Consider the following 24361-nt stretch of genomic DNA (forward strand, 5'->3'; position numbering starts at 1 on the left):
GGTAGCAGTATATTTACTCTGTTTAGCAATTTGGTATTATTTAGGTTCAGACATAGCTGGATAAAACTACAGGCAATTCATCCGGTTGCAGTTAGTTTATAACTGACTGAATGGGATCACGGCTGAATATATAAGCTATATGCTGTTTAAACTTTGTATCGGCATGCAGAATATTATTCGGAAATGCATGGTGATTCGGAGCATCTGTATAGCCTTGTGGTTCAAAACAGATTGCTGCAAATGGCAGAAGTGATTTACGTGCCGGTATTTGCTGCTCAGGCAGATTTTGGGCATTATAGACCACCATTACAGGCGCATCTGTTTTTACCGCCATGGACAAACCGGTATCCGGAGCACTTAAGCGCGCAACAATGTTGTTTGCTGAATTTGGAGGTAATACATACGCAGTATCAATAATACTGCTGCCTATGGGACGTGCTGAATGGAAATCAAGCGTTGCCGGTGCTTTATGAATAACACCAGTTGGTATCATATCTTTATCAGTCACAATGATTTCTTGCGGTAACAGCCATAACTGATGTTCGCTGATCGTGCTTTCTCTCAGAGCCAGATTAAAATAACTATGCTGAGTCAGATTAATTAAAGTATCACGATCTGATTCAGCGCTGAAATCAATATTCAGTTCGTTATTTACTGTCAGGGTATAGCATACCTGTACATTCAGGTTACCCGGATAGCCTTCTTCACCATCGGCACTAAAAAGATGCATGGTAACCGAAGCGCAATGTTCATCACTGTGGGTAGCACATACTTTCCACCATTTCTGATCAAAACCAGTATATCCGCCATGCATATGATGTTCTCCCTGATTAGCAGTCAAGTGGAGCAGTTCATGGTTGAGCGGTGCATGGGCAAAGCTGATGCGTCCGGCATGCCGTCCGATTACAGCGCCCAGATGGGGATTGTTGACACGATAACTGATGCTGGCATAATCCTCAGCATTATTGAAACCCAGAACACATTGCACAGGATTACAATCTGTGTCAGACATGATGATCGAGGTAACTATGGCACCGAAATCCATAACAGATACCTGCATCCCCTGACTGTTTGTCAGTGTCCACAATGTAGCACTTTCACCGTCTACCAAACCGAATGGCTGAGTACTAATCGTACATAATGAATGTTCATTTGATTTCATTCTGTCCGGCCTCTTCATCAAGATTATGTAAGAACGCCAGTTTTTCGGCGATTTTAATTTCCAGCCCGCGAGTTACCGGTTGATAGAATGCCGGTTCATCCATCCCTTCAGGCATGTAGGTTTCTCCGGCCGCATAGGCATTAGGTTCATCATGGGCATAGCGGTATTCACGCCCGTAGCCCAGCTCTTTCATTAACTTAGTCGGTGCATTGCGTAAATGAACCGGTACTTCATTAGACGGATGTTTTTTGACAAAAGCACAGGCTTCGTTATACGCAAGATAACCGGCATTGCTTTTTGCTGCACACGCCAGATACAGTACTGCCTGCGCCAGAGCCAGTTCCCCTTCAGGGCTGCCAAGTCGTTCAAAAGTCTGCGCTGCATCATTGGCTATTTGCATCGCTCTTGGATCAGCCAGACCAATATCTTCCCATGCCATACGGATTATACGTCTTGCCAGATAGCGGGGATCAGCACCACCATCCAGCATCCGGGTAAACCAGTACAGAGCGGCATTCGGATGAGATCCGCGTACTGATTTATGCAGTGCAGAAATCTGTTCGTAGAAGCTGTCGCCGCCTTTATCAAAACGGCGTAATTGCGTGCCAAGACTGCCGGCAGTTAACTCTGCGCTGATTTCAGTTTGCTGCTGTGCTTGTGCGGTATGGATCAGTTGTTCGAGTAAATTCAGAAAACGCCGGCCATCACCATCAGCGCTGTTAAGGATTAATGTCTGTGCATCCGAACTGATACTGAATGATTGAAACTCAGGCAGGCTGAAAACTTTATTTTGCAATTGTTTCAGTTCTTCAATGCTGAGTGAGTGCAAGGTATACACCTGTGATCGGCTTAGCAGTGCCGGATTAACCTCAAAAGAAGGATTTTCTGTTGTAGCGCCTATAAAAGTAAATAAGCCGTTTTCGACATAAGGTAAAAATGCATCCTGCTGTGATTTATTAAAGCGATGTACTTCATCGACAAAAAGTATGGTGCGTTGTCCCTGTTGTAAAGCCAGCTGAGCTTTTTCAACCGCAGTACGGATTTCTTTTACTCCGGAAAAAACCGCTGATAAAGGAATAAACAGAGCATTAAAGCTTTGTGCCAGAATCCGTGCCAGAGTGGTTTTACCCACGCCGGGAGGACCCCATAACAGCATGGAATGCAGATGTCCGGTTTCTACAGCAACACGCAGAGGTTTACCGGCACCAATCAGGTGTTGCTGCCCGATTACTTCGTCCAGATTTTTCGGGCGTAACTGTTCTGCCAGTGGTGGTAAAGGTTTCTGATTAAATAAATCCATAACGTGTCATTCAGTACACGATAATTCGTGTAATATATTGTACCTGATTATGTAAACTTTGCAGGGCTGATAACCATTGGATTATAGGTATAATCAGTATGGTTATATATTGTATAAATAAGAAAAGTTGTATTCTAGACTTAAATTTAATCCAGCTGAAGAAATTATATGAGTAAAATATTGTTTTTTCTGGTTTTTATAGTTGTAGTGATAGGGGCTTATATAAATTATGACAGAAAATCAGAATACGGGCTGATATCTGGTATTGGCAGATATATGATCGATCAGGAATGTCAGCGTCAGTTTGGTCAATCGGTAAATAAACAGTTGACAGAATTATTTATCATCAAAAGAATCAGTCAAAAGGATTGTAACTGTATTGCAGTACATGCAAGTCGAAAACTCAGTATTAAAGAAATTGCAAAAATGGTCGATCCGCAGGTTCGTCAGCAAAGAGTGCGTGAATTTACTGTATCTCAGGCCAGAGTATGCAGGATAAGATTACAGCGTTATTAACTATAGCTCAAATATGATTAAATCATACGGGAGAAACAATGAAATACACTAGTACCAGAGGGCAGACCGCGCCAAAAAGTTTTAGTCAGGCATTAATGGCAGGTCTGGCAGATGACGGTGGTTTATTATTACCACAAAGCTATCCGCATATTGATACATTTACTCTTCATGAGTGGCGGTCATTAAGTTATGCTGAACTGGCTATGCAGATTATCAGTCTGTTTGCAACTGATATTCCCAAAGCAGATTTACAGAAGATAGTTAATAAGACATATACAAAAGAAATATTCGGAAGTAATGAAATTACTCCGGTCAGAACTTTGCATGATGGAATTCTGATTGAAGGACTTTCAAATGGTCCGACGCTGGCATTTAAAGATATGGCCATGCAATTATTGGGTAATTTGTTTGAGTATGTGCTGGAACGTGAAAACCACTTTCTGAATATTATCGGCGCCACCAGTGGTGATACCGGTTCTGCTGCTGAGTATGCTCTGCGCGGCAAAAAACGGGTAAATGTATTTATGTTGTCGCCATATGGAAAAATGAGTGATTTCCAGCGTGCTCAGATGTATAGCCTGAAAGACAGTAACATTTTTAATATTGCTGTTAAAGGCATGTTCGATGATTGCCAGGATATTGTAAAAGCGCTGCAGAATGATCATGCTTTTAAGGCACACTATCATTTAAGTACAGTTAATTCTATCAACTGGGGTCGTATTGTTGCGCAGGTGGTGTATTACTTTAAGGGCTATTTTGCGGCTACCAGCACAAATGAACAGAAGGTTTCATTCTGCGTACCCAGTGGTAATTTTGGTAATGTGCTCGCAGGGCATATTGCACGAAGCATGGGGCTGCCTATTCATCGCCTGATTGTTGCTACAAATGAAAACGATGTGTTGAATGAATTTTTCAATACTGGGCATTATCGTCCCCGTGATGCGGCACATACATTTGTTACTTCAAGCCCGTCTATGGATATTTCCAAGGCTTCCAACTTTGAACGCTTTGTTTATGATTTGCTTGACCATGATGGTTCCCATGTGCAAAAACTCTGGCAGCAGGTTGCAGCTGGTGAGGGATTTGATTTAAGCCATATGCTGAATAAAATTCAGCATCAGTATGGTTTTGCTGCTGGTAAAAGTACTCGTACTGATCGTTTGCAAACCATTGCTCAGGTGTATCGGGAAGACAATGAATTGATTGATCCGCATACAGCAGATGGCGTAAAGGTAGCGCGACGGTTGCGCGAAGCCGGCGAAATCATTGTGTGTCTGGAAACTGCTCTGGCAGCTAAATTTGCACAGACCATTCATGAGGCAGTTGGAAGTGATGTAACCATACCGCGCCCTGATAATCTAGACGGACTGGAAGATTTACCACAGCATGTTACCGTGATGGATAATGATGCGGCTGCGGTTAAACGGTTTGTGGAAACACAATTAGGTAAATAAAAGTAGATGTAAGCATTTTTAAATATTAAAGGCCGGCATGGTTATGCCGGCCTTAGTTTTTCAAATTAGAAATTATCCGGATTTTCCAGTTTATCTACTTTCTGTTTTAATTCTTCAGGAGTCAGTGCAATTTCTTCACTTGGATTAGCGGCCGCAGTGGCTACTGCAACAGGATTATAGACAGAAATGTATTCTGATCCGTCAGAACGATCCTCAATAGTGTACATCACTCCGCTGCGGTTGAAACGGTGGCACTGGCGCTGATACCAGCCCCGGAACCCGGTTTTAGGTTCATTCGGGTTGTAATAGAATGCGTTGAGTATTTCAGGTAAGCCAAGGCCACATACCACACCGGAAAGCAATACACAGATAAATGTATAACCAACCAGAATATCGCTGTATTTAGCTAATGCCGGCATATTGGCTACAGCCAGTATCAGGGCGAGAGAGATACCACCGCGTACACCGCCCCAGGACAAAATGGTAAGGCTGCCATGGTAGCTTTTCTTATATACTTTCGGAAACAACATAAATGCCAGTATGTTTCCGGCAAAACGGCTCAGATGCAGTAATACGAAAGCTATAATACCGCCGATAACCAGAGTTTTACTCATATCAACGATAAAGAGTTCCAGACCGATTAAGGTAAACAGAAATGAATTGATGATGCCTTCTACAGCGTGCCAGAAGTTATTAACATCATCTATTTCTTTTTTCTGTAAAACTTCCTGCCATTTATTTCCAACGATCAAACCGCCGACAACACAGGCAATCGGACCGGACGCATGAGCGAAATAAGCCACCAGATAAGAACCGGAAGCCAGCAAAGCTGTTGTCAGAATCAGTGATTCATTTTCATGTTTGCCATGCAACAGGCGCAATGCGCCAATGCCGAAAATAAACCCGATAATAACGGCAACAACAATTTCATAGAAGAAATTTTCAATAACACCTAAAGGAGATACGTGCTGACCATTAATCAGAGTAAGAATGGTCATAAATACAACGATACACATGGCATCATTAAATAATGATTCACCTTCCAGTTTAACCATTAAATGGCGTGGGGTACGTACTGAGCTCAGTACGCCTTTAATACCGATAGGGTCTGTTGCGCCCAGAGCAGATCCCAGTAACAGCAGAACCAGTAAAGGAACATGATCGCCAACCAGAAACTGAAACCCATATAGCAGACCGCCAAACAGCACTGAGCACAGCAATAATCCTAAAGTGGCCAGAATCAGAATTTGTCTCCAGTAACGCTTTAAATCAGAAATCTTAAATTTAAGAGCAGAGGAGGTTAGGATAAAGCAGATTACGCCGTTTACCAGAAAATCATAAAAATTAATATGACTTACGGCTGCCTTTAACGCCATGATATCTACATGGATAAAATGATTGCGTCCGAATAAATTCATGCCCCATTGCAGTGCAAATACCAGAATGGCTGAAACAATCGGTACGCCAATGGCCTGCGGCATATCAAATAAGCGTTTATTTAATAATGTGGTGACAATAGACAGTGAAAAAATAACCGTTATTGCCTGTAAAAAAAGTACACTACCCATGCAAACAGTTTTCCTTTATTTAAGTATTGTAATAAGTTGCTGATGAATCGAATCTGTCGCAGTTTGTAGCAGGTTCCCCTTGAATCAAGACTTGCAATAATAACTTACGAATCAAATTCATCCAGTAAATCAGGTGTTGGAATAAAATAGAGACTGCCGCTTACCGGTGTGCTGAAATCCAGCAGACGGTCTACGTGACCTTCGTCATTTCCGGTAAACATATGCTGCAGCATTTGGCGTGTTACTGCAAATGAACGTGCATAACCGATAAAAAACGTACCGTACTCATTTTTTGACGGATGAGCAAACGCTACATTGGCACGAATAATTTTCAGTTCATTGCCTTGTGCATCATAAGCCTTACTCACGTTACTATGCGCAGTTTTCGGCTTTTCTTCATCAGAAAGCTCAATGTCATTAAAACGGCGCCGGCCAATGACTTTTTCCTGTTCTTCTACTGATAATTGCCGCCATGCCTGCATGTTATGCAGATATTTCTGAGTGAAAGCATAACTGCCGTTGCGGAATAACGGGTCTTCATCACCCACCAGAGCATATTCTGCTTTGGATACATCTTCCGGATTTTCTGTACCGTCAACAAAACCGATGATAGCGCGACCATCCAGATAGCGGAAACCACTTACTTCATCAATGGAATAAGTCGCATCAGCCAGTAATTCATCAATCATTGCGGCCATTTCATAACAAATATCCTGACGATCGGCACGGATATGAAAGAAAAGATCGCCTGCTGTCGCTACGGCAGTATGTTTTTCGCCTTTAATAGCAGTAAAAGGAACCAGTTCCTTAGGCTTTGGTTTACCTGGCCGCAGCTTGTCCCAGGCTTCCGAACCAATCCCCATTAATGCATTAAAATTTTCATCATGAAACCGGCCATGCATACTGCGTACTAACGCTGAAAAACCAGTAATAAATTCGAGTACCTTGGTAATCGCTGCCTGATTATTCTGTATCCCTAACGTAATAAATAAAGCACTTTTACCCGGATAAGCTAATACTGAAGGTGTTCTGTATATTGTCATTAATAAATACTTTCCTAAACCATTATTATAATGAAATCAACGTACATTATTAAGTACAAACTGACATGAATTTAAATATTTTTAACTATGTCATAAAAAATCGCCTGTAAATACGTTCAGCACAGTAAACCGAACCGAGTAATAAATCCGGCTTTTCTCACTGCCTGTATTAGTAACGCAATTAGTAAATGGGGATACTTATACATAAGATATGAAAATTATCGATAAAATATGATAATTATAACCTAAAAGCGTATAAAAGCTTTTATTTGCTGATATTTTTCCGCTAGTATAGATTACTTACTATTATTTACTATTACCCTGAGAAAGCAATGCATCACTCATTTCCACTGGTTGAAACCATCGTAGGTGGTTTATTTTTCGCCTTTGTGCTCGGTTATATCGCACATAAGCTGCGGATGCCCCCGTTGGTCGGCTATCTGCTGGCCGGCATAATTGTCGGACCGTATACCAAAGGATTTACTGCTGATATGCATTTATCACAGCAGTTGGCCGAACTGGGCGTGATTTTGCTGATGTTTGGGGTGGGGCTGCATTTTTCCATTCGCGATTTACTTGCAGTTAAGCGGGTAGCGATACCGGGTGCACTTATCCAGATTGTTCTGGCTACCTTACTTGGCTGGTTGCTTGCCTATCTGGCCGGCTGGACAACAGGTGCGGGTATTGTCTTTGGATTGGCTCTATCTTGTGCTTCAACTGTTGTCTTAATAGCGGCTTTACAGCGCTGGCATTTGGGGGATTCTACACAGGGGCGAATTGCTACCGGCTGGCTGATTGTTGAAGATATTGCCATGGTGTTTGTGCTGGTGATGATTCCGGCTCTGGCACCGGTTTTATCAGGAGAGGGTGCTGTTTCCAGTGCAAATCTGCTTTATTTACTGGGCAAAACCGGAGCACAAATCATTGCATTTATACTGGTTATGCTTTTTCTTGGTCGCAGAATAATTCCATGGTCTTTACAGCGTGTAGTGAGCACAGGAAGTCCTGAGTTGTTTCGTCTGGCTGTCATTGCTATTGCTTTAGGCTGTGCCATACTGGCCAATTATTTCTTCGGTGTGTCGTTTGCTCTGGGTGCTTTTTTTGCCGGAGCCATCATCAGCGAAACCAGTATGAATCATACTGCTGAAGAAGCATCCGGCGGCTTACGTGATTTTTTTACCGTACTTTTTTTTGTTTCAGTGGGTATGCTGTTTGATCCTAGTATTATTGTCCGTAACCCACTATTACTCTTAGCCACTTTATTGGTGGTAGTAATAGGTAAAAGTGCGGGAGCATTTTTGATTGTGCGTGTATTCGGCTATCCGCCTCAAACTGCACTAACAATTGCTGTTGCGCTGGCTCAGATCGGTGAGTTTTCCTTCATGATTGCCAGTCTGGGCGCGGTATACAATATTTTGCCGCAATTAGCCAGTGATCTGATTCTGGGTAGTGCACTAATATCCATAATCTGTAACCCGTTTTTATTTGTCTGGCTGAACCACTATCTGGAAAAACAGTCACAGCAAAAAACTTCTGCTACAACCATTGTGTCCGAGAGTAATCGATTATCGGATAAACCTCATGCAAAAGTAGCTGCACCGATTAAGCCGGTTTCAATCTATTTTGTAGATGAAGATATGGCTATTGCTCCTGAGGTGAGCGATCATACGGTGTTGGTGGGTGCAGGCCCGGTCGGACAAGAAATAATCAAGCATTTGCATGAACGCAATGAAACAGTTTATGTGCAGGAAAATCGTTTAGAAGTTGTTACCGAGTTGCGTGCACGTCAGATACCCGTTGCCTATGGGCATGCATTATCAGATGGGATGCTGGACGCTGTATTTGTCGCTCAGGCTAAAAATCTGATTATTACTATTCAGAATAAAACTGAAGTGATATCAATTATAAAGGCTGCCATCGCACTTAATCCGCAACTGCACATAGTCACATTCAGCAGATATGAACAGGACAAACAGTTGTTTATTCAGGCAGGGGCAACCAAAGTTGTTGACAGTCAGCTCGTACTGGCCAATGAAATTATGCAAGCATTCGGACAGGTCTGAAAACTGACATTGATTCCAATAGAAAAATATAATTTTTTATTAGTTTTTAAAAATAATCCAGTATCCTGAAAATGATATTTTTTGAAACAAGCGTAAATCGATAATTATCTAATATTGGTTTGCGCCTGTTTTGGTTTAATTACTTATAGTATCGATGAATACTTCCAGTTGTTCACGGTTAGTAATTTTGCTGTCTATTTTGATATATATACTGTGTTCTTCAGGAATAATTAGTACCTGATGTGCACCAGCCTGTTCAAGTAATTGTTGTCGGGCATTGTCAGGTAAAACACGACCCTGTTTCAGGATAATGCGCAGACTGGCCAAATAGGGTGGTTCGTGCATTGTCAGGCTCAGCAGAAGCCAGATAAAAGTTAATCCTGTGCCAAAGATAAAAACACTATGTGCACCGGTATGTGCAGCTAGCCAGCCTCCGATTGTTCCTCCGCAGGCTACGCCCAGAAACTGCCCGGTTGCATAGATGCCCATTGCAGTGCCTTTATAACCTGCCGGTGCTTCTTTACTGACCCATGAAGGCAAGAGTGCTTCCATCAGATTAAAAGCAATAAAGAATAATAAAACACCTGTGACAAGCGGCCAGAAAGAAATATTAGCCAGCCATAATACACTTTCAGCAATTAGCAGTCCGGTAACACACAAGATAAACACTTGCTTCATTTGCCGTTTGCTTTCAGCGTATATAATTGGTGGCAGAACAGTTATGAAAGCAATCAGCATCGTGTATAAATAAATCTGCCAATGTTTGGCTGCCGGAAAGCCTGCCTGTTCCAGTTGTATAGGCAGTGCAACAAAAGTTGACATAAGCAGAAAATGCATGCAGAAAATACCGATGTTCAGCTTAAACAGGGCAGGGTTGCGCAGTACAGTACCAAAACTGCCGCGTACAATGCCTGATTCACGGTTAAGTATATGAACAGTACTGTCGGGTACAAAAAACAATGTCAGGCCGATAGCAGCCAGTGCCAGTATCGCAATAACCCAGAATAATCCGTGTAAACCTATTGCATGTGTAATGATAGGGCCGCAGACCATGGCAATTGCAAAAGTGATACCAAAGCTAATACCAATAAAAGCCATGGCTTTGGTGCGGTTTTGTTCGCGCGTCAGGTCAGATAACAATGCCATTACAGCTGCTGCGATAGCACCACTGCCTTGTAATGCACGTCCCAGTATGATTCCCCAGATAGAGGATGTTAAAGCAGCAATAATGCTGCCCAGAGTGAAAATCAGCAAGCCGCCTACAATTAAAGGTTTACGCCCGAAACGGTCAGACCACAAACCAAAAGGAATTTGCAATATAGCCTGCATCAGACCATAAATTCCGATTGCCAGTCCGATTAGGCTTTCACTTGCTCCCTCTAATTTCATACCATAAGTAGTCAGAACAGGAAGAACCATAAACATGCCCAGCATGCGTAGCGAAAAGACTGCCCCTAACCCCCAAGTTGCACGCCTTTCGGCAAGATTCATGTGTGTATCGGTGTTGTTCTTGGAATTCATGTTTAATACTGCTTATAAGAAAAACCTGCCTATTGTAAAAGAAACAAAGGCAGGTTGGGTTGGTTTGCGTATTGTTATATATTTATGTCACGGTATCAGCCAGCAAAGCTTAATACAGTTTGTGAGGCCGGAGTCATAAAATCTACCGACATCATTATGCTTAAGGTAGTGATAGCAATAATCGAAAACACAAACAGTTTGCGTGCCCATATACGATCATTATTCTGTGCTTTATAGCCAGATAATGCCATACACAGCCACCACATGCTGACAGCCGCAGCAACGACCAGATATTTGTAGCCGGCGTAGCCGCCTATTGACAGCATCAATGTTGCAAACATAAAGGCAATAATATAAAACGTGATATGGTGTTTTGCTACTGCAATGCCTTTTACTACCGGTAAAACCGGAATATTAGCCGCCTGATAATCCTTAAAGCGGTAAATCGCGATTGCATAGGAATGCGGCATCTGCCAGAGACTGAAAATCGCCAGCAGAATAAGTGCACCAGCATCAAAATTATTGCTTACAGCGCAATAACCGATTACTGGAGGTGCGGCACCCGACAGACTGCCAATTAAAGTTCCGTAAACTGAATGCCGTTTCATATAGAGACTGTAAATCCCTACATAAACCACAAAGCCCATTACAGATAACCACATGGCTAAGGGATTTGCGCCAAAATAAAGCACAATAAATCCGGCAATACCCAGTATCGTGGCCAGTGCAAATGTTACACGGGCAGATGCTAAGCCCCGCACAAGCACACGATTCTTAGTACGCTCCATTTTCGGATCAATATCACGGTCAATCAGATTATTAAACGCACAGCCGGAGGCTACTACCAAAGACACGCCCAGCAGGGTAAGGATTAGCAGGTAGCCGTTTATGCTGCCTTTTGACGCCAGCAAAAACCCGCCGACAACCGAAATCAGGTTGCCGACGATAATACCTGGTTTTGTTACTTGCAGGTATGGCTTAATCATGAACTGCCTTTAACCTAACACCATGTTTGCGTTGAGGCTCCACATAATCCAGATGGAAAGACCTACCAGCAATACAATCACAATAGCAGTGAAGATAAATGAAATCAGATTCCAGCGTTCTTCAGGATTACTGCCCAGATGCAAAAAGCATACCAGCTGAACAATAAGCTGCAAAACGGCAGTAATGACAATCACAGCAAACAGAGTTTGTTTGTCAGCGGACTGATTCATTACCATCATAAATGGAATCAGAGTTAAAACTACAGACAGGATAAACCCGATAATGTAGTTTTTAGCACTGCCATGTTGTGGGATATGGTCTTGATGGTTTGACTGACTCATAACGCTACCCCCATCAGATATACAATTGAGAACACGCAAATCCACACGATGTCCAGAAAGTGCCAGAACAGGCTCAGGCAGTTGATGCGCATGCGGTTAACACTGGTAAGACCGCGTGAAGCTACCTGAATCATCATTACAGCCATCCAGATTAAACCAGCAGTAACGTGCAGACCGTGGGTGCCGACCAGAGCAAAAAAGCCAGAAAGATAACCACTGCGGTCAGGACCCATACCACTTGTAATCAGGTGATGAAATTCATACAGCTCCATCCCGATGAAGCATGCACCGAATACAAAAGTAATCACCAGCCATAATAAAACCTGACTCTGATTATTGCGATTCATTGCCAGCACGGCAAAGCCGTAAGTAATGGAACTCAATAAAAGAGCAAAAGTTTCTACCAGCACAAAAGGCAGCTCGAAAATGTCTTTGCCGCTTGGACCACCTGCTGTGCCCGGCAGGAGCACGATATAGGTGGCAAACAGACAGGAGAACAAAATCAAGTCACTCATCAGGTAAATCCAGAACCCGAATACCTTCAGTGAACCGTTGTCGTGGTGAGCGTGCTCATGCGCACTACCGTGAATCAAGGTTTCAGTTGACATTATTTCAGTCCTGCTTTAGTTAATTCATTAAAACGTTTGCTTTCAATAGCTTCGATTTCAGCAACCGGAACGTAGTAATCCACATCCGTGTCAAAGCTCTTGACAATAATGCTGATAATCATGCCGGCAAAGCCAACGATAGCCATCCACCAGATATGCCAGATCAGGGCAAAGCCGCAAATCATTGAGAACACTGCAATCACCAGACCGGCAGCAGTATTTTTCGGCATATGAATTTCTTCATATTTGGCTGGTTTCTTGTAAGCAATACCTTTTTCTTTCTCATCCCAGAATGCATCACGGCTTTCAACCTGTGGCTGCACAGCGAAATTATAGAAAGGTACAGGGGAAGAAGTAGACCATTCCAGAGTACGACCATCCCACGGATCACCCGTAACATCAAGGTTTTCCTTACGATGCAGGCAGGAAACTACAACTTGAATCACCATGCATACTACGCCCAGAGCGATAATGGCAGCACCACTGGCAGCAACACACAGCAAATTATGGTAAGCCGGATCAATGTGCTGACTCAGACGGCGGGTCATACCCATGAAGCCCAGTGCATATAAAGGCATGAATGCTACAAAGAAGCCGATAAACCAGCACCAGAAAGCCCGTTTGCCCCATTTTTCATCCAGCTTAAAGCCAAATGCTTTCGGGAACCAGTAGTTAAGTGCTGCAAACAATCCAAACACTACACCACCGATAATGGTGTTATGGAAGTGAGCGACTAAGAACAGACTGCCATGCAGTACAAAGTCCGCACCCGGTACAGCAAGCAGTACACCGGTCATACCACCTACAGAGAATGTAATGATAAAGCCTACAGTCCACAGCATCGGCACATGGAAGGAAATACGACCTTCATACATGGTAAACAGCCAGTTGAAGATTTTTACCCCGGTCGGGATAGAAATAATCATGGTTGCGATACCGAAGAATGCGTTGACATTGGCACCTGAACCCATGGTAAAGAAGTGGTGCAGCCATACGATGAAAGACAATATGGTGATACACACAGTTGCCCATACCATTGAAGTATAGCCAAACATGGTCTTGCGTGCGAATGTAGCTGTAACTTCTGAATACACACCAAAGATTGGCAGTATCAAAATATATACTTCCGGATGACCCCATGCCCAGATCAGGTTGATGTACATCATCATGTTACCGCCCAGTTCATTAGTAAAGAAGTGGGTGCCGAGGTAACGGTCTAATGTCAGCATGGCAACAGAGGCTGTCAGGATAGGGAAGGAAGTCAGAATCAGAATATTGCTACAGAAAGATGCCCAGCAGAAAATAGGCATTTTCATCATAGTCATGCCCGGGGCACGCATTTTCAGGATAGTAGCAATAAAGTTAACAGCACTAACTGTTGTCCCGATACCTGATATCTGCAAACTCCATATCCAGTAATCAACACCTACCCCCGGACTGAATTCCAGACCAGACAGCGGCGGATAGGACAACCAGCCGGTTTGTGCAAATTCACCGATTCCCAGTGATAAGTTAACCAGTACCACACTTACAGCAGTAAACCAGAAACCCAGATTATTCAGGAATGGGTAGGCCACATCGCGCGCACCCAGTTGCAGCGGGATGACAAAGTTCATCAAGCCGATTACAAAAGGCATGGCAACAAAGAAAATCATGATTACACCGTGAGCGGTGAAAATCTGATCGTAGTGATGTGGTGGCAAAAAGCCGTCACTGGTACCTGATGAGGCTAAAACCTGCTGACTACGCATCATCACTGCATCGGCAAAACCACGAACCAGCATCACAATAGCGACAATGATATACATGATACCGATGCGTTTGTGGTCAACTGTAGTAAACCATTCTTTCCACAGATAGCCCCATTTATGAAAATACGTAATTGCACCTACCAGCGCCAGACCAATGACGATGATAGCTGTAATCGTTACCATGACAATCGGTTCATGGAACGGTATCGCATCTAAAGATAATTTTCCGAACATTGTTTATTTCCTCGCAAGCTTACTCAGCACTGCTGGCTGCACTGGCCTGTAGAGCAGCAGGCATATTGTGATTGGCAAATTTAGCAATCACGTTGCCGTACAAACCCGGATTTGCGCTGGAGAAATATTCCACTTTATGGAATTGACTAGGCGCAGCCAGTTTGTTGAATGAAGCCATGTCATTAAGTGTATTGGGCGACTGTTTCACCTTATCCACCCACTGATTGAAGCTGGCTTCATCCGGTGTCGCAATGGCAGTAAATTTCATGCCAGAGAAACCGGCACCGCTGTAGCTGGATGAAATACCTTTGTATTCACCTGCTGTATCAGCAACCAGATGTAATTTGGTTTGCATACCAGCCATAGCATAAATCTGGCTACCCAGCTGCGGAATAAAGAATGAATTCATCACTGTATTGGAAGTGATTCTGAATTCCACCGGGGTATCTTTCGGAAAAGCAATTTCATTAACAGTGGCAATACCCTGTTCAGGATAAATAAACAGCCATTTCCAGTCTAATGAAATTACTTCGATTACCACCGGTTTTTTATCACTTTCCAGCGGACGATAGGGATCCAGAGAGTGAGTGGTTTTCCATGTGATTGTTCCCAGAATGAGAATAATCAGGATAGGAATACCCCAAACTACGGCTTCGAGTTTGTTGGAATGCGCCCATTTCGGTGAGTATTTGGCATTACTACCCTCTCTGTATTTCAGAGAGAATAAAACTGCCATGATAATCACCGGAATTACGACTATCAACATCAAGCCTAAGGCTGTCAGTATCAGTGTGCGTTCTTCCTGACCTATATGGCCTTTAGGGTTTAGCAGAGCTGCATCACAGCCGCTTAAAAAAAGCGAACCGATCAGCATCGTCAATACTATCCCTGAGAGCTTACTTAATTTCATGTAACGACCTCAACATTACGGGAAACACGATTAACGTTTGTAAAAAACGGGTGCTACTATTTTAAGACAATGTTGCTGAACTGTATATTGCAGTATTCAACACATTATTAAAAAACATAGCAGAATAAATAAAAAATTTTAAATATATTTGTAATTATTTATTATATAAAACAAATATGTATATTTAAAATTACTTTATATTTGTTTGTCGTGAAGATGAGAATGCTGCTTTGATTTCCGGAAATAATCCGTTTATTAACATATAAATGTCATCATGAAAGTTTGTTTAATATTTAAATTTATCATGAATAAGCTTAAGTTTTTATTAAATTTAAAATACTGATTTATATAAATAAATATAAGATATATGTTTTGAGAAAAAATCAGTAAGCTTTTTTCTGAAAAAAAGAAGATAAATGTTAAAATTCTAAAAAGGTTAATCTGTATCAATTTTGTGTGAAATTTTTTAAAAAATAATATTTTTTAAAAAATTTCACACAATAATTATAAGCCCGATTGTTCATTTGTTGAATTTAAGGCTTTGTATTATATGATTTTTTAACAACTTATTTTGAAATAAACAAATATTCGGGTGTTGTAAAGGTATCGACTGAAATAAAATATTGATTGATTTCTTTTTGCAACATGGTTTAAATAATATAATTAAAGTAAACAATCTAATTCAAATTAGATAATTATTATCTTTATTGTTTTTATGCTTATTTTCCTTACTTGTTAACATTTGAGTAAATGTTTAGCAATTTTCATACCATTTTGCATATTTTCTGTATTGAATTCATATTTATTGTAATTTCTCAAAATAATCATTAAGTGTTTTAACTATCTGATTATCTATATTGTTAATGATATTTGTATGATGGTATAGAAGAATCAGTGATCAAATTCAAAATAAATCAGCATGCATTCAAATATAAATATATAAATGCATCAGTTTGCTTTCATACCGGCTGGGTTGTTTGCAAACTGATGCATTCCTGATGGCTATATATCTTTTTATTCTAGCTATTTTGTTGTAATTGCTGCGCTGCTTGCAAGGCAAAATAGGTCAGAATACCATCTGCACCGGCTCGTTTAAATGCAAGCAGGCTTTCTAAAATTACTTTATCAGCCTCGAGCCAGCCATTACTGATGGCTGCCTGCAGCATGGCGTACTCACCAGATACCTGATAGGCGTATGTAGGAACGCCAAATTCATCTTTAACCCGTCTGATTACATCCAGATAAGGCATACCCGGTTTAATCATTACCATATCTGCTCCTTCAGCTATATCAAGTGCTACTTCATGCAGTGCTTCATTGCTGTTAGCAGGATCCATCTGATAAGTATATTTATTACCTTTACCCAGATTACCGGCACTGCCTACCGCACTGCGAAACGGACCGTAAAAAGCTGAAGCATATTTGGCAGCATAAGACATAATCCGGGTATGAATAAAACTATTTTCTTCCAATGCTTCGCGGATAGCTCCGATACGTCCATCCATCATATCGCTTGGAGAAAGAATATCCGCACCGGCTGCTGCATGTGAAAGTGATTGTTTGATAAGCGCTTCTATCGTTTCATCATTTTTAATATAACCATTTTCATCCGGCAGGCCATCCTGTCCGTGGGTTGTATAAGGATCGAGAGCCTGATCTGCCATTACACCCAGCTCAGGAAAACGGGATTTCAGAGCACGGATAGCACGCTGAATGATACCGTTTTCATCCCATGCCGCCCGTCCGTCAGCGGTTTTGCTATCAGGATTGGGAACACCAAATAAATCCAGAACCGGTACGCCCAGTTTTAAAGCCTGTTCCGCAACTTTTAATAATTCATCAATAGATAAACGTTCTACTCCGGGCATGCTGTCAACAGGCATACGCCCAGTTTGTTCATGCACAAATACCGGCAAAATAAAATCATTGGCTGTCAGTATGGTTTCACGCATCATTCGCCGTGAAAAATCATCACGTCGCATACGCCGCATACGTGTATTAGGCATAATTCGAGGAGGAAAGTTCATAATAGTAATCCTGATTTTTAATAATTACAGCCAGCCACCTATAAGCTGGCTAAAATCACGGCCTGTAAAGCTTAGTGAAATTCGGATTGTTATTCTAAACCCTTTCAGGCAGGACTTCTAATGACATAATTCTGTACTGATTATTAATAAAAACTATTAAATTCTGGTTTGTAATTAAAAATGTATTTATAAGATGTAATTAGGAAAAAGCATAATTGCTTTTAAAGTTCCTTGTGTTTAGTATTTATTTAAAATTGATAAGCAGTAAATGTTTGAAACAAAGTCTGACTGAGTTAATTAATAGAATAATTTTTTGCTGATAGAAAAGAAAAGTGATTTTTTAATGAATTTAGCGTTCAATGCGATTATTTAGTGAAAATCAGGCTAAAACTTATACTCCACATAATAACGCTTATAACTAAGTCTAATATCTTCCATGAAAGATTTTGATTAAATAAAGGAGATAAAAATTTTGCACCATAGCCTAATGAAAAAAAGAACAGCCATGAGGCAAGCATAACTCCAAGTGTAAATAGATGAAGATTATCTTTGAATGATACCGATATCGAACCAACTAAAATCACTGTATCCAGATACACATGTGGATTTAACCATGTAAAAGTCAGACATACTCCAATAACTTTCATTAAGGAACTTTTTTCAATCAGGCTTGGTTTCAGCGCTGAATTTTGATTCAATGCAAAATAAAAACTTCGTATGCCATAAATAAATAAAAAAGTAGCACCAAAATATTTAGCATAAATAATGATTTCCGGATAGCGGTTAAGTACTTTAGCAAATCCGGCTACCCCTAAATAAATCAGAATAGTATCTGATACTGAGCAGATCAGGCATACCCAGAAAATATATTGCTGCTTTAAACCTTGCTTTAAAACAAATGCATTTTGGGCACCAATGGCTATAATTAATGAAAAGCCAAGGCCTAGTCCTGATAGTGAAGCAAACATTGAATTTAACCTATTAACCTATTGAAATGTAAAATAATTAACGCAATTTCTATTACTTGTTATATTAAAGTATATTTATAACAAGTTTATTTTATTAATAATTTTGCTGAAAGCTTTATTAATTCAATAGATACGACGGTTTTTAAAATTATTCGGAAAATGTCTGGATAAAAATAGCTTAGATGAAATCCAGCTTAGGAATAATGATTTAGATTCATTTGAAAACAGGTTATTAAGTTTTACTCAGAGGGCTGACAACTGCGTACAAAGGCAGATGGTCGGAAAGTTTTTGCCATGGCAGACCTGTTAATGGTTTTGCTTCATGTATTTCCAGATGGCGGGTAAAGATTCTGTCGAGACTTAAAATAGGCAGGCGGGCTGGAAAAGTTTTCGGCGCATGGCGATAAGCATAAAATGCATCATGCAAATTTAATTTTAAGCCTAAAGTATTGTGGGAACGCTGGCGCCAGTCGTTGAAATCACCGGCTAAAATTAATGGATTGGCCGGATCTATTTCACTTTGGATATAGTCATAAATAGTCTGATACTGTTTTATTCGGTCTGGTTCACGTAAGTTTAAATGGGCACACAGGCATACCAATGGTCGTGTCCAGTGCGGGGGCTGAATTTCACAATGTAGCAGTCCGCGCTGCTCAAAACTGTTAACACTGATGTCCAGATTATGGCAGGTTACGATCGGTAGCTGACTTAAAATAGCATTACCATGATCACGAAATTTATAACGAGCATTGCGACCATAACTGACATTATAGGCTAGTTGTTCGCCGAGTACCTGGTAATGGGGTTTTTTGGGAAAATCCGGCATATTTTCTGCCCGTTTACTATTGATTCCTTGTACTTCCTGTAAAAACAGTATGTCTGGTGCCAGCTGATGCAGTGCTGCCGCCATTTGAGGAAGCTGAACTTTTTTATTAAGTGCTGACATGCCTTTATGTATGTTATAGGAGGCAATAGTAATTTTATTCATGAAAATGGCCGGTGCTTTTAAATTACCAGTGGTGGGTTAGTTCCAGTATTGCTGAACGGTTTGATGGCGAAAATACTTTTTCCGCAGCCTGTTCAGGCGAACACCATATATAGTCTAAATGTTCGCGTGGTGACAGAAGAATAGGAGTTTCTGCTGTAATACACAGGGAAAAAATATGCTCGGTATTATGAGTAACTCCGGGAGCATAGCGATGACGCCAGTGCGGATAAATTTCGTAGATACTGGATTGCTGCCAGTTAAGAATATCATTGCTGTAAATGCCGGTTTCTTCTGCCAGTTCTCGTTTTGCAGTCTGCTCAATTGTTTCTCCCGGTTCCAGACTGCCGGTTACAGATTGCCAGAAACCCGGCTTATCTGCGCGTTCCAGTAGCAGTATCTGCCGGTTGTTATTATAAATAACAACCAGTACAGATACAGGTTGTTTATATGGTTTATTGCTGATCATGATGCTGTTGATGAGCTGAGCGATAAGATGAAACGCTTAATGCTGTGGGTAAAGGCTCTGGATAAGCTGAAGCAGTTTCTGTTTTTACTGAACTGGTTATGGTATCGCAGGCAATCGGATCTGCTTTATCATTGAGAATACGTATTTCCTGCTGCGGAAATGGAAATTCTATACCAACTTCTTTAAAACGATTCCAGATTTCCAGCAAAATTGTAGAATTGATACTTAGAAAACCATTTTCCGGATCACGAATCCAGTAATTAACATACAGATTAATGCCGGAATCAGCAAAGCCGGTAACATAACTGTTTGGTTTAGGATCATCGCATACTCTTGCCTGTTTGGCTGCTGCCTCTTTTAGTATTTCCAGAGCCTGAGGCAGATCAGTATTGTAGGCTACCTGTAAGGTCAGGTTGTTGGACATGATTTTACTGGAATAAGAATCATTGATAACTGTATTGGAAACAAAAGTATCATTCGGAATCAGGGCTTCTGAGCCGTCACTGCTGCGTAGTACTACAAAGCGGGCAGTTATCTTGGTTACATAGCCGGTGAAATTATTAATATTCAGTCTGTCACCAGGACGCACGGAATGGTCTGCCAGAATGATAAAACCGGATACATAGTTGCTGGCAATTTTCTGTAAGCCCAAGCCAAGACCAACACCCAGAGCACCGCCAAAAACAGAGAGAATAGTTAAGTTAATTCCTACCATTGGCAGGGCAATCAGTACGGCAACTACAACCAGTAATGTTTTGACAATTTTTACCAGTACATAACGCAGATTGACGTCGAGTTTTTCTGCTTTAAGAATGCGTCTTTCGGTAAATCGGGACAGCCACATGGCAATAATGATGGCAATCCCGACAATAATACTGCCGGTAATGACGGTATACAGGCTCAGACTGGTTGAGCCTATGGGCAGAGCCAGTGACTTGAGCAGGCGGACAATAAAGGTATCCAGACTGGTGAGCCATAGAATAAAACATACCCATAGGAATGTGGATAGTGAGCGCTCATAATGCTCATTAAAACGGTTATTCGGGATTGCGTTGTGCAATACGGCCATAATGATGCGAATCATCAGTAACCAGCGCGCGGTAAATGTGGTTATTTGCAGCCATAATACTGATTCGCCTGTACAGGCCCTCCAGATAATCATTGCGATAATAGTGCAGATAAATAGCAATACAGGCCATAGCAGGCGTGTAAACAGGTGGTACAGAAACGGAAATTTAATGTTGTTCTGGTTTTCAGTACGTTTGGATACGGCCGACAGCATTTGCAGGCTGAGCCAATAAGTACCAATCATAATCACCACTGCACAGGCCAGTTCCAGCCAGCCGGTAGTGGTTTTTAAACTATGTACTATCAGGCGTGCCAGAAATTCTTTGCGGGCAAACATGGAGTCAAAGTAGTTATTCATGGTAGGGCAAAGAAAAAATTTTAAAATTGACCTAATAGTAGGCGTTTTAATAGGTTTCTGTAAACTGTCGTTATTAAAATTATCAAATATAGATAACTAAGCTGTGCATATGATAGTGGTGAATAATACTTCTAAGAATGATGGTTTATTTAAAATTGTTCATAAAAACATATTTTTGTTGTGATTTTAATAAATCAGCTTAAGCAGGCAACTTATTATTTGATTCTGAATACAAAGATGCTTATAATAGTCGGTTTTCCAACCTTGCCCTTTGCACTTTCGCATGGTAAAGGGATCGATTAGCCACAAGGAGTACTCATGCGTCATTATGAAATCGTGTTCATTGTCCATCCGGATCAAAGCGAACAGGTCGGTGCTATGGTTGAACGTTACAAAACCATGATTACCGAAGCTAACGGTAAAATTCACCGTCTGGAAGATTGGGGCCGCCGTCAGCTGGCTTACCCGATCAATAAAATTCATAAAGCACACTACGTGTTAATGAATATTGAAACCACACCTGAAGTGATTGACGAAATTGAAACAGCATTCCGCTTTAATGATGCTGTATTGCGTCATCTGACTGTAAAAATGGACGCAGCAGTAACTGAAGCTTCTCCAATGATGAAAGACGAGAAGTCTAAAAATCTGTTAGCCGGTAACAGCACTGAAACTGCTTCAGAAGAAGCAGCTGAAGCCTGATTAATTTACTGAGGCCGGTTTGCTGAATCAAATATGCCTGTGTGCACAGATTAAAAGTCTGGACAATTTACGCTATACGCCAGCCGGTTTGCCGGTTCTGACCATGTGGCTTACCCATGAGTCATGGCAAACGGAACTGCAGCAGCAGTATCTGGCAAAAGTGGAAATTCAGGCGAAAGCACTGGGCAATTTGGCTGAAAACTGGTCGTATCAGCCGGGAAATATGGTCGAAGTCAGCGGATTTCTCAGCCAGAAAGGTATATACCACTCCCGTCCGGTACTGCATATCCAACAAATTCGTGAATATAAAGGTTAAACGACATGGCTCGTCAATCATTCAAACGTAGAAAATTTTGCCGCTTTACTGCGGAAGGTATCAAACAAGTAGACTATAAAGCAGTTGATTTGTTAAAAGATTTTATTACTGAAAATGGTAAAATCATTCCGGCACGCATTACCGGAACCAAAGCACATTACCAGCGTCAGCTGTCTACAGCGGTAAAACGTGCCCGTTTTCTGGCTTTGCTGCCTTACACCGATCAACATAAATAATAAGGAAGAGTTATTATGCAGATTATTTTGTTAGAAAAAGTCGGTGGCCTGGGCAATCTGGGTGATCTGGTTAATGTAAAAAATGGCTATGCCCGTAACTTTTTGATTCCTCAGGGTAAGGCTCAGCGTGCTAATGCTGCCAATCTGGCTGCATTTGAAGAAAAACGTGCTGAATATGAAGCACATCAGGCTGCTGTTCTTGCTGATGCTGAAGCACGTAAACTGAAACTGGATGGTCAGAACATCAGTGTAGCGCAAAAAGCTGGTGTTGATGGTCGTCTGTTTGGTTCTGTAACGACTCATGATATTGCAGAAGCTATTAAAACTGCTATTGGTGTTGAAGTAGTTAAAGCTAATGTGCGTTTGCCTAATGGTCCTTTGAAAGCCATTGGTGAATATGAAATCGAAGTAGCTCTGCACAGTGATGCTGTTGCTGCTATCACAGTAACTGTTGTAGCTGCTGCAGAATAAATATAACTGACACACATCAGGAAAGCGTAAGCTGTTCGGGTTAATCCGGACAGCTTTTTTGTTATTGATGGTAAAATTAGTTTAAACTGTGCATGAAGCATATGCTAGGAACCATAATAATGAAATTAGTCAGGATGATAAGTGCAGCTTTGTTTCTGTCTGCTTGTCAAAGTACCCATCCAATTCAGGAAAAACCACTTCAGCCTACTGCTACAACCAGTGTATCGTCACCAGCTGATAATAAAGTGTTTGCTTTGACGGACAGTGGAATAGATTTACTGAAACGTAATGATGTAAATCGTTTTATTGATTTTGAAGTTAAGCGGGGACAATATAGCAGGGCTCAATTGGAAAATTTTTTCCGGCAGGTAAGCTACCGGCCAAGTATTGTTCGTGGTATGGATAAACCGGGAACATCCTTACCGTGGTATACATTTGTACAGAATAATGCCAATAATGTTCGTATTAATACCGGAAATATCTTCTGGAAAAATAACACCGGAATAATTCAGGCAGTATCAAAACGTTATGGAGTAGCGCCGCAATTGCTGGTGGCGATTGTTGGGATTGAAACCAATTACGGCAATACTATGGGCTCATATCGGGTTGCTGATGCACTGACAACATTGGGCTATCACTATCCACGGCGGGCTGAATATTTTCAGCGTGAGCTATCTGAATTTTTGCAACTGGCTTATGAAGAAAAGCAGGATCCATTAAGCTTTAAGGGCAGCTTTGCCGGGGCAATGGGTATGCCACAGTTCATGCCATCCAGTTTTCGCCAGTTTGCCGTTGACTGGGATGGTGACGGACATCGGGATATCTGGCGTAATTCCGGTGATACACTGGCCTCAGTGGCCAATTATATGAAACAGCATGGCTGGCAGTCCGGAGCGCCGATTGCCGTTCCGGTAAATATGCAGCCAACACCGCGATTACAGCAAATCATTGATGAACCTACTTCGCTTAAATACACCGCAGGTCAGTTGCGTCAGTTAGGCGTAATCATTCCCGTGCAGATTAAAGATCAGGAAAAGGGTATTTTATATCGTCTGGAAAGATCTCCCGGCGAATATGATTACTGGTTTGGTCTGAATAATTTCTACACTATCTGGCAATATAATCATAGCCGGCATTATGTGGCAGCCGTTCGTCAGATTGCGAATAATCTGGCAGATGCCAATGCTAATTTATAAATGAGTATTCATTTGCAATCATCAGCCATCTTGTTATACAGATGGCTTTTATCTTGCTATGGTAAGTAGTGATTGATTAAAATAATTATTAAAAAATTTAAATAAAG

23 protein-coding genes are annotated in these 24361 nt (G+C 41.4%); 8 read left to right on the forward strand and 15 right to left on the reverse strand.

Translation table 11 applies throughout. The features are described 5' to 3' along the window. Window positions 1-91: 91 nt before the first annotated feature. Window positions 92-1162, reverse strand: coding sequence for an aldose epimerase family protein (locus H3V00_RS01120; RefSeq protein ID WP_198206646.1), 1071 nt, complete (start codon window positions 1160-1162; stop codon window positions 92-94). Next, entirely contained in the window at window positions 1149-2462 is a 1314-nt protein-coding gene (locus tag H3V00_RS01125) for a replication-associated recombination protein A (protein ID WP_084586654.1), read from the reverse strand. Before H3V00_RS01125 ends, H3V00_RS01120 begins: the two co-directional genes overlap by 14 nt. 168 nt (window positions 2463-2630) lie before the next feature. Here H3V00_RS01125 and H3V00_RS01130 point away from each other — a divergent pair, with 168 nt between their 5' ends. Together H3V00_RS01130 and thrC are read left to right on the forward strand one after the other, a co-directional pair. Further along, window positions 2631-2978 carry a hypothetical protein gene (locus H3V00_RS01130; protein WP_198206645.1) on the forward strand — a complete coding sequence of 116 codons (348 nt, stop codon included), beginning with the start codon at window positions 2631-2633 and terminating at the stop codon, window positions 2976-2978. A 38-nt stretch (window positions 2979-3016) separates the two neighbouring features. Then, window positions 3017-4432, forward strand: a complete 1416-nt coding sequence (gene thrC, locus H3V00_RS01135) for a threonine synthase (protein ID WP_198206644.1) — start codon at window positions 3017-3019, stop codon at window positions 4430-4432. 65 nt (window positions 4433-4497) lie between these two features. Here thrC and H3V00_RS01140 read toward each other — a convergent pair whose 3' ends face one another. Continuing rightward, complete coding sequence (locus tag H3V00_RS01140) at window positions 4498-6000, reverse strand: sodium:proton antiporter (protein WP_078475313.1); 1503 nt, start codon at window positions 5998-6000, stop codon at window positions 4498-4500. A 104-nt stretch (window positions 6001-6104) separates the two neighbouring features. Then, window positions 6105-7043: a Dyp-type peroxidase gene (locus tag H3V00_RS01145; RefSeq protein WP_198206643.1), complete on the reverse strand. Its 939-nt coding sequence runs from the start codon at window positions 7041-7043 to the stop codon at window positions 6105-6107. Between the two features lie 332 nt (window positions 7044-7375). On the opposite strand from H3V00_RS01145, the gene H3V00_RS01150 reads away from it, so the two are divergent. Next, window positions 7376-9106 (forward strand): cation:proton antiporter, encoded by a 1731-nt coding sequence (locus H3V00_RS01150; RefSeq protein WP_198206642.1) that lies wholly within the window; start codon window positions 7376-7378, stop codon window positions 9104-9106. Between the two features lie 135 nt (window positions 9107-9241). On the opposite strand, the gene H3V00_RS01155 is transcribed toward H3V00_RS01150, so the two are convergent. The 11 genes from H3V00_RS01155 to H3V00_RS01205 all read right to left on the reverse strand — a co-directional run bounded on the left by H3V00_RS01155 (window position 9242) and on the right by H3V00_RS01205 (window position 21333). Then, entirely contained in the window at window positions 9242-10627 is a 1386-nt protein-coding gene (locus H3V00_RS01155) for an MFS transporter (protein ID WP_232335902.1), read from the reverse strand. Window positions 10628-10722: 95 nt separating this feature from the next. Next, entirely contained in the window at window positions 10723-11613 is an 891-nt protein-coding gene (gene cyoE / locus H3V00_RS01160) for a heme o synthase (RefSeq protein WP_084585577.1), read from the reverse strand. Window positions 11614-11622: 9 nt separating this feature from the next. Next, window positions 11623-11955, reverse strand: a complete 333-nt coding sequence (gene cyoD / locus H3V00_RS01165; protein ID WP_025330405.1) for a cytochrome o ubiquinol oxidase subunit IV — start codon at window positions 11953-11955, stop codon at window positions 11623-11625. Further along, complete coding sequence (locus H3V00_RS01170; RefSeq protein ID WP_025330406.1) at window positions 11952-12563, reverse strand: cytochrome o ubiquinol oxidase subunit III; 612 nt, start codon at window positions 12561-12563, stop codon at window positions 11952-11954. The genes cyoD and H3V00_RS01170 overlap by 4 nt, the downstream gene beginning before the upstream one ends. Further along, window positions 12563-14548, reverse strand: a complete 1986-nt coding sequence (gene cyoB / locus H3V00_RS01175) for a cytochrome o ubiquinol oxidase subunit I (protein ID WP_198206641.1) — start codon at window positions 14546-14548, stop codon at window positions 12563-12565. Before cyoB ends, H3V00_RS01170 begins: the two co-directional genes overlap by 1 nt. 19 nt (window positions 14549-14567) lie before the next feature. Continuing rightward, window positions 14568-15458 (reverse strand): ubiquinol oxidase subunit II, encoded by an 891-nt coding sequence (cyoA, locus tag H3V00_RS01180; protein WP_174831361.1) that lies wholly within the window; start codon window positions 15456-15458, stop codon window positions 14568-14570. A 1019-nt stretch (window positions 15459-16477) separates the two neighbouring features. Beyond that, window positions 16478-17485: a porphobilinogen synthase gene (gene hemB, locus H3V00_RS01185; RefSeq protein WP_078475310.1), complete on the reverse strand. Its 1008-nt coding sequence runs from the start codon at window positions 17483-17485 to the stop codon at window positions 16478-16480. A 365-nt stretch (window positions 17486-17850) separates the two neighbouring features. Further along, window positions 17851-18453: a LysE/ArgO family amino acid transporter gene (locus H3V00_RS01190; protein WP_198206640.1), complete on the reverse strand. Its 603-nt coding sequence runs from the start codon at window positions 18451-18453 to the stop codon at window positions 17851-17853. A gap of 232 nt (window positions 18454-18685) precedes the next feature. Beyond that, window positions 18686-19441, reverse strand: a complete 756-nt coding sequence (locus tag H3V00_RS01195) for an endonuclease/exonuclease/phosphatase family protein (RefSeq protein WP_038648768.1) — start codon at window positions 19439-19441, stop codon at window positions 18686-18688. Window positions 19442-19463: 22 nt separating this feature from the next. Then, window positions 19464-19907, reverse strand: coding sequence for a dihydroneopterin triphosphate diphosphatase (gene nudB / locus H3V00_RS01200; protein WP_038648771.1), 444 nt, complete (start codon window positions 19905-19907; stop codon window positions 19464-19466). Further along, on the reverse strand, window positions 19894-21333 hold the full coding sequence (locus H3V00_RS01205; protein WP_198206639.1) for a mechanosensitive ion channel family protein: 1440 nt from the start codon (window positions 21331-21333) through the stop codon (window positions 19894-19896). Before H3V00_RS01205 ends, nudB begins: the two co-directional genes overlap by 14 nt. Before the next feature lie 318 nt (window positions 21334-21651). Here H3V00_RS01205 and rpsF point away from each other — a divergent pair, with 318 nt between their 5' ends. From rpsF to mltB, 5 genes are all read left to right on the forward strand, one after another. Then, window positions 21652-22035 carry a 30S ribosomal protein S6 gene (gene rpsF, locus H3V00_RS01210; RefSeq protein ID WP_025330414.1) on the forward strand — a complete coding sequence of 128 codons (384 nt, stop codon included), beginning with the start codon at window positions 21652-21654 and terminating at the stop codon, window positions 22033-22035. Window positions 22036-22054: 19 nt separating this feature from the next. Further along, on the forward strand, window positions 22055-22351 hold the full coding sequence (gene priB, locus H3V00_RS01215; protein WP_037394077.1) for a primosomal replication protein N: 297 nt from the start codon (window positions 22055-22057) through the stop codon (window positions 22349-22351). A gap of 5 nt (window positions 22352-22356) precedes the next feature. Further along, window positions 22357-22587, forward strand: coding sequence for a 30S ribosomal protein S18 (gene rpsR / locus H3V00_RS01220; RefSeq protein ID WP_025330416.1), 231 nt, complete (start codon window positions 22357-22359; stop codon window positions 22585-22587). Window positions 22588-22602: 15 nt separating this feature from the next. After that, window positions 22603-23058, forward strand: a complete 456-nt coding sequence (gene rplI / locus H3V00_RS01225; RefSeq protein WP_025330417.1) for a 50S ribosomal protein L9 — start codon at window positions 22603-22605, stop codon at window positions 23056-23058. 116 nt (window positions 23059-23174) lie between these two features. Then, window positions 23175-24254, forward strand: a complete 1080-nt coding sequence (mltB, locus tag H3V00_RS01230; protein WP_025330418.1) for a lytic murein transglycosylase B — start codon at window positions 23175-23177, stop codon at window positions 24252-24254. Window positions 24255-24361 lie beyond the last annotated feature (107 nt).

Source organism: Snodgrassella sp. W6238H11 (assembly GCF_016100525.1).
GTDB lineage: Bacteria > Pseudomonadota > Gammaproteobacteria > Burkholderiales > Neisseriaceae > Snodgrassella > Snodgrassella alvi.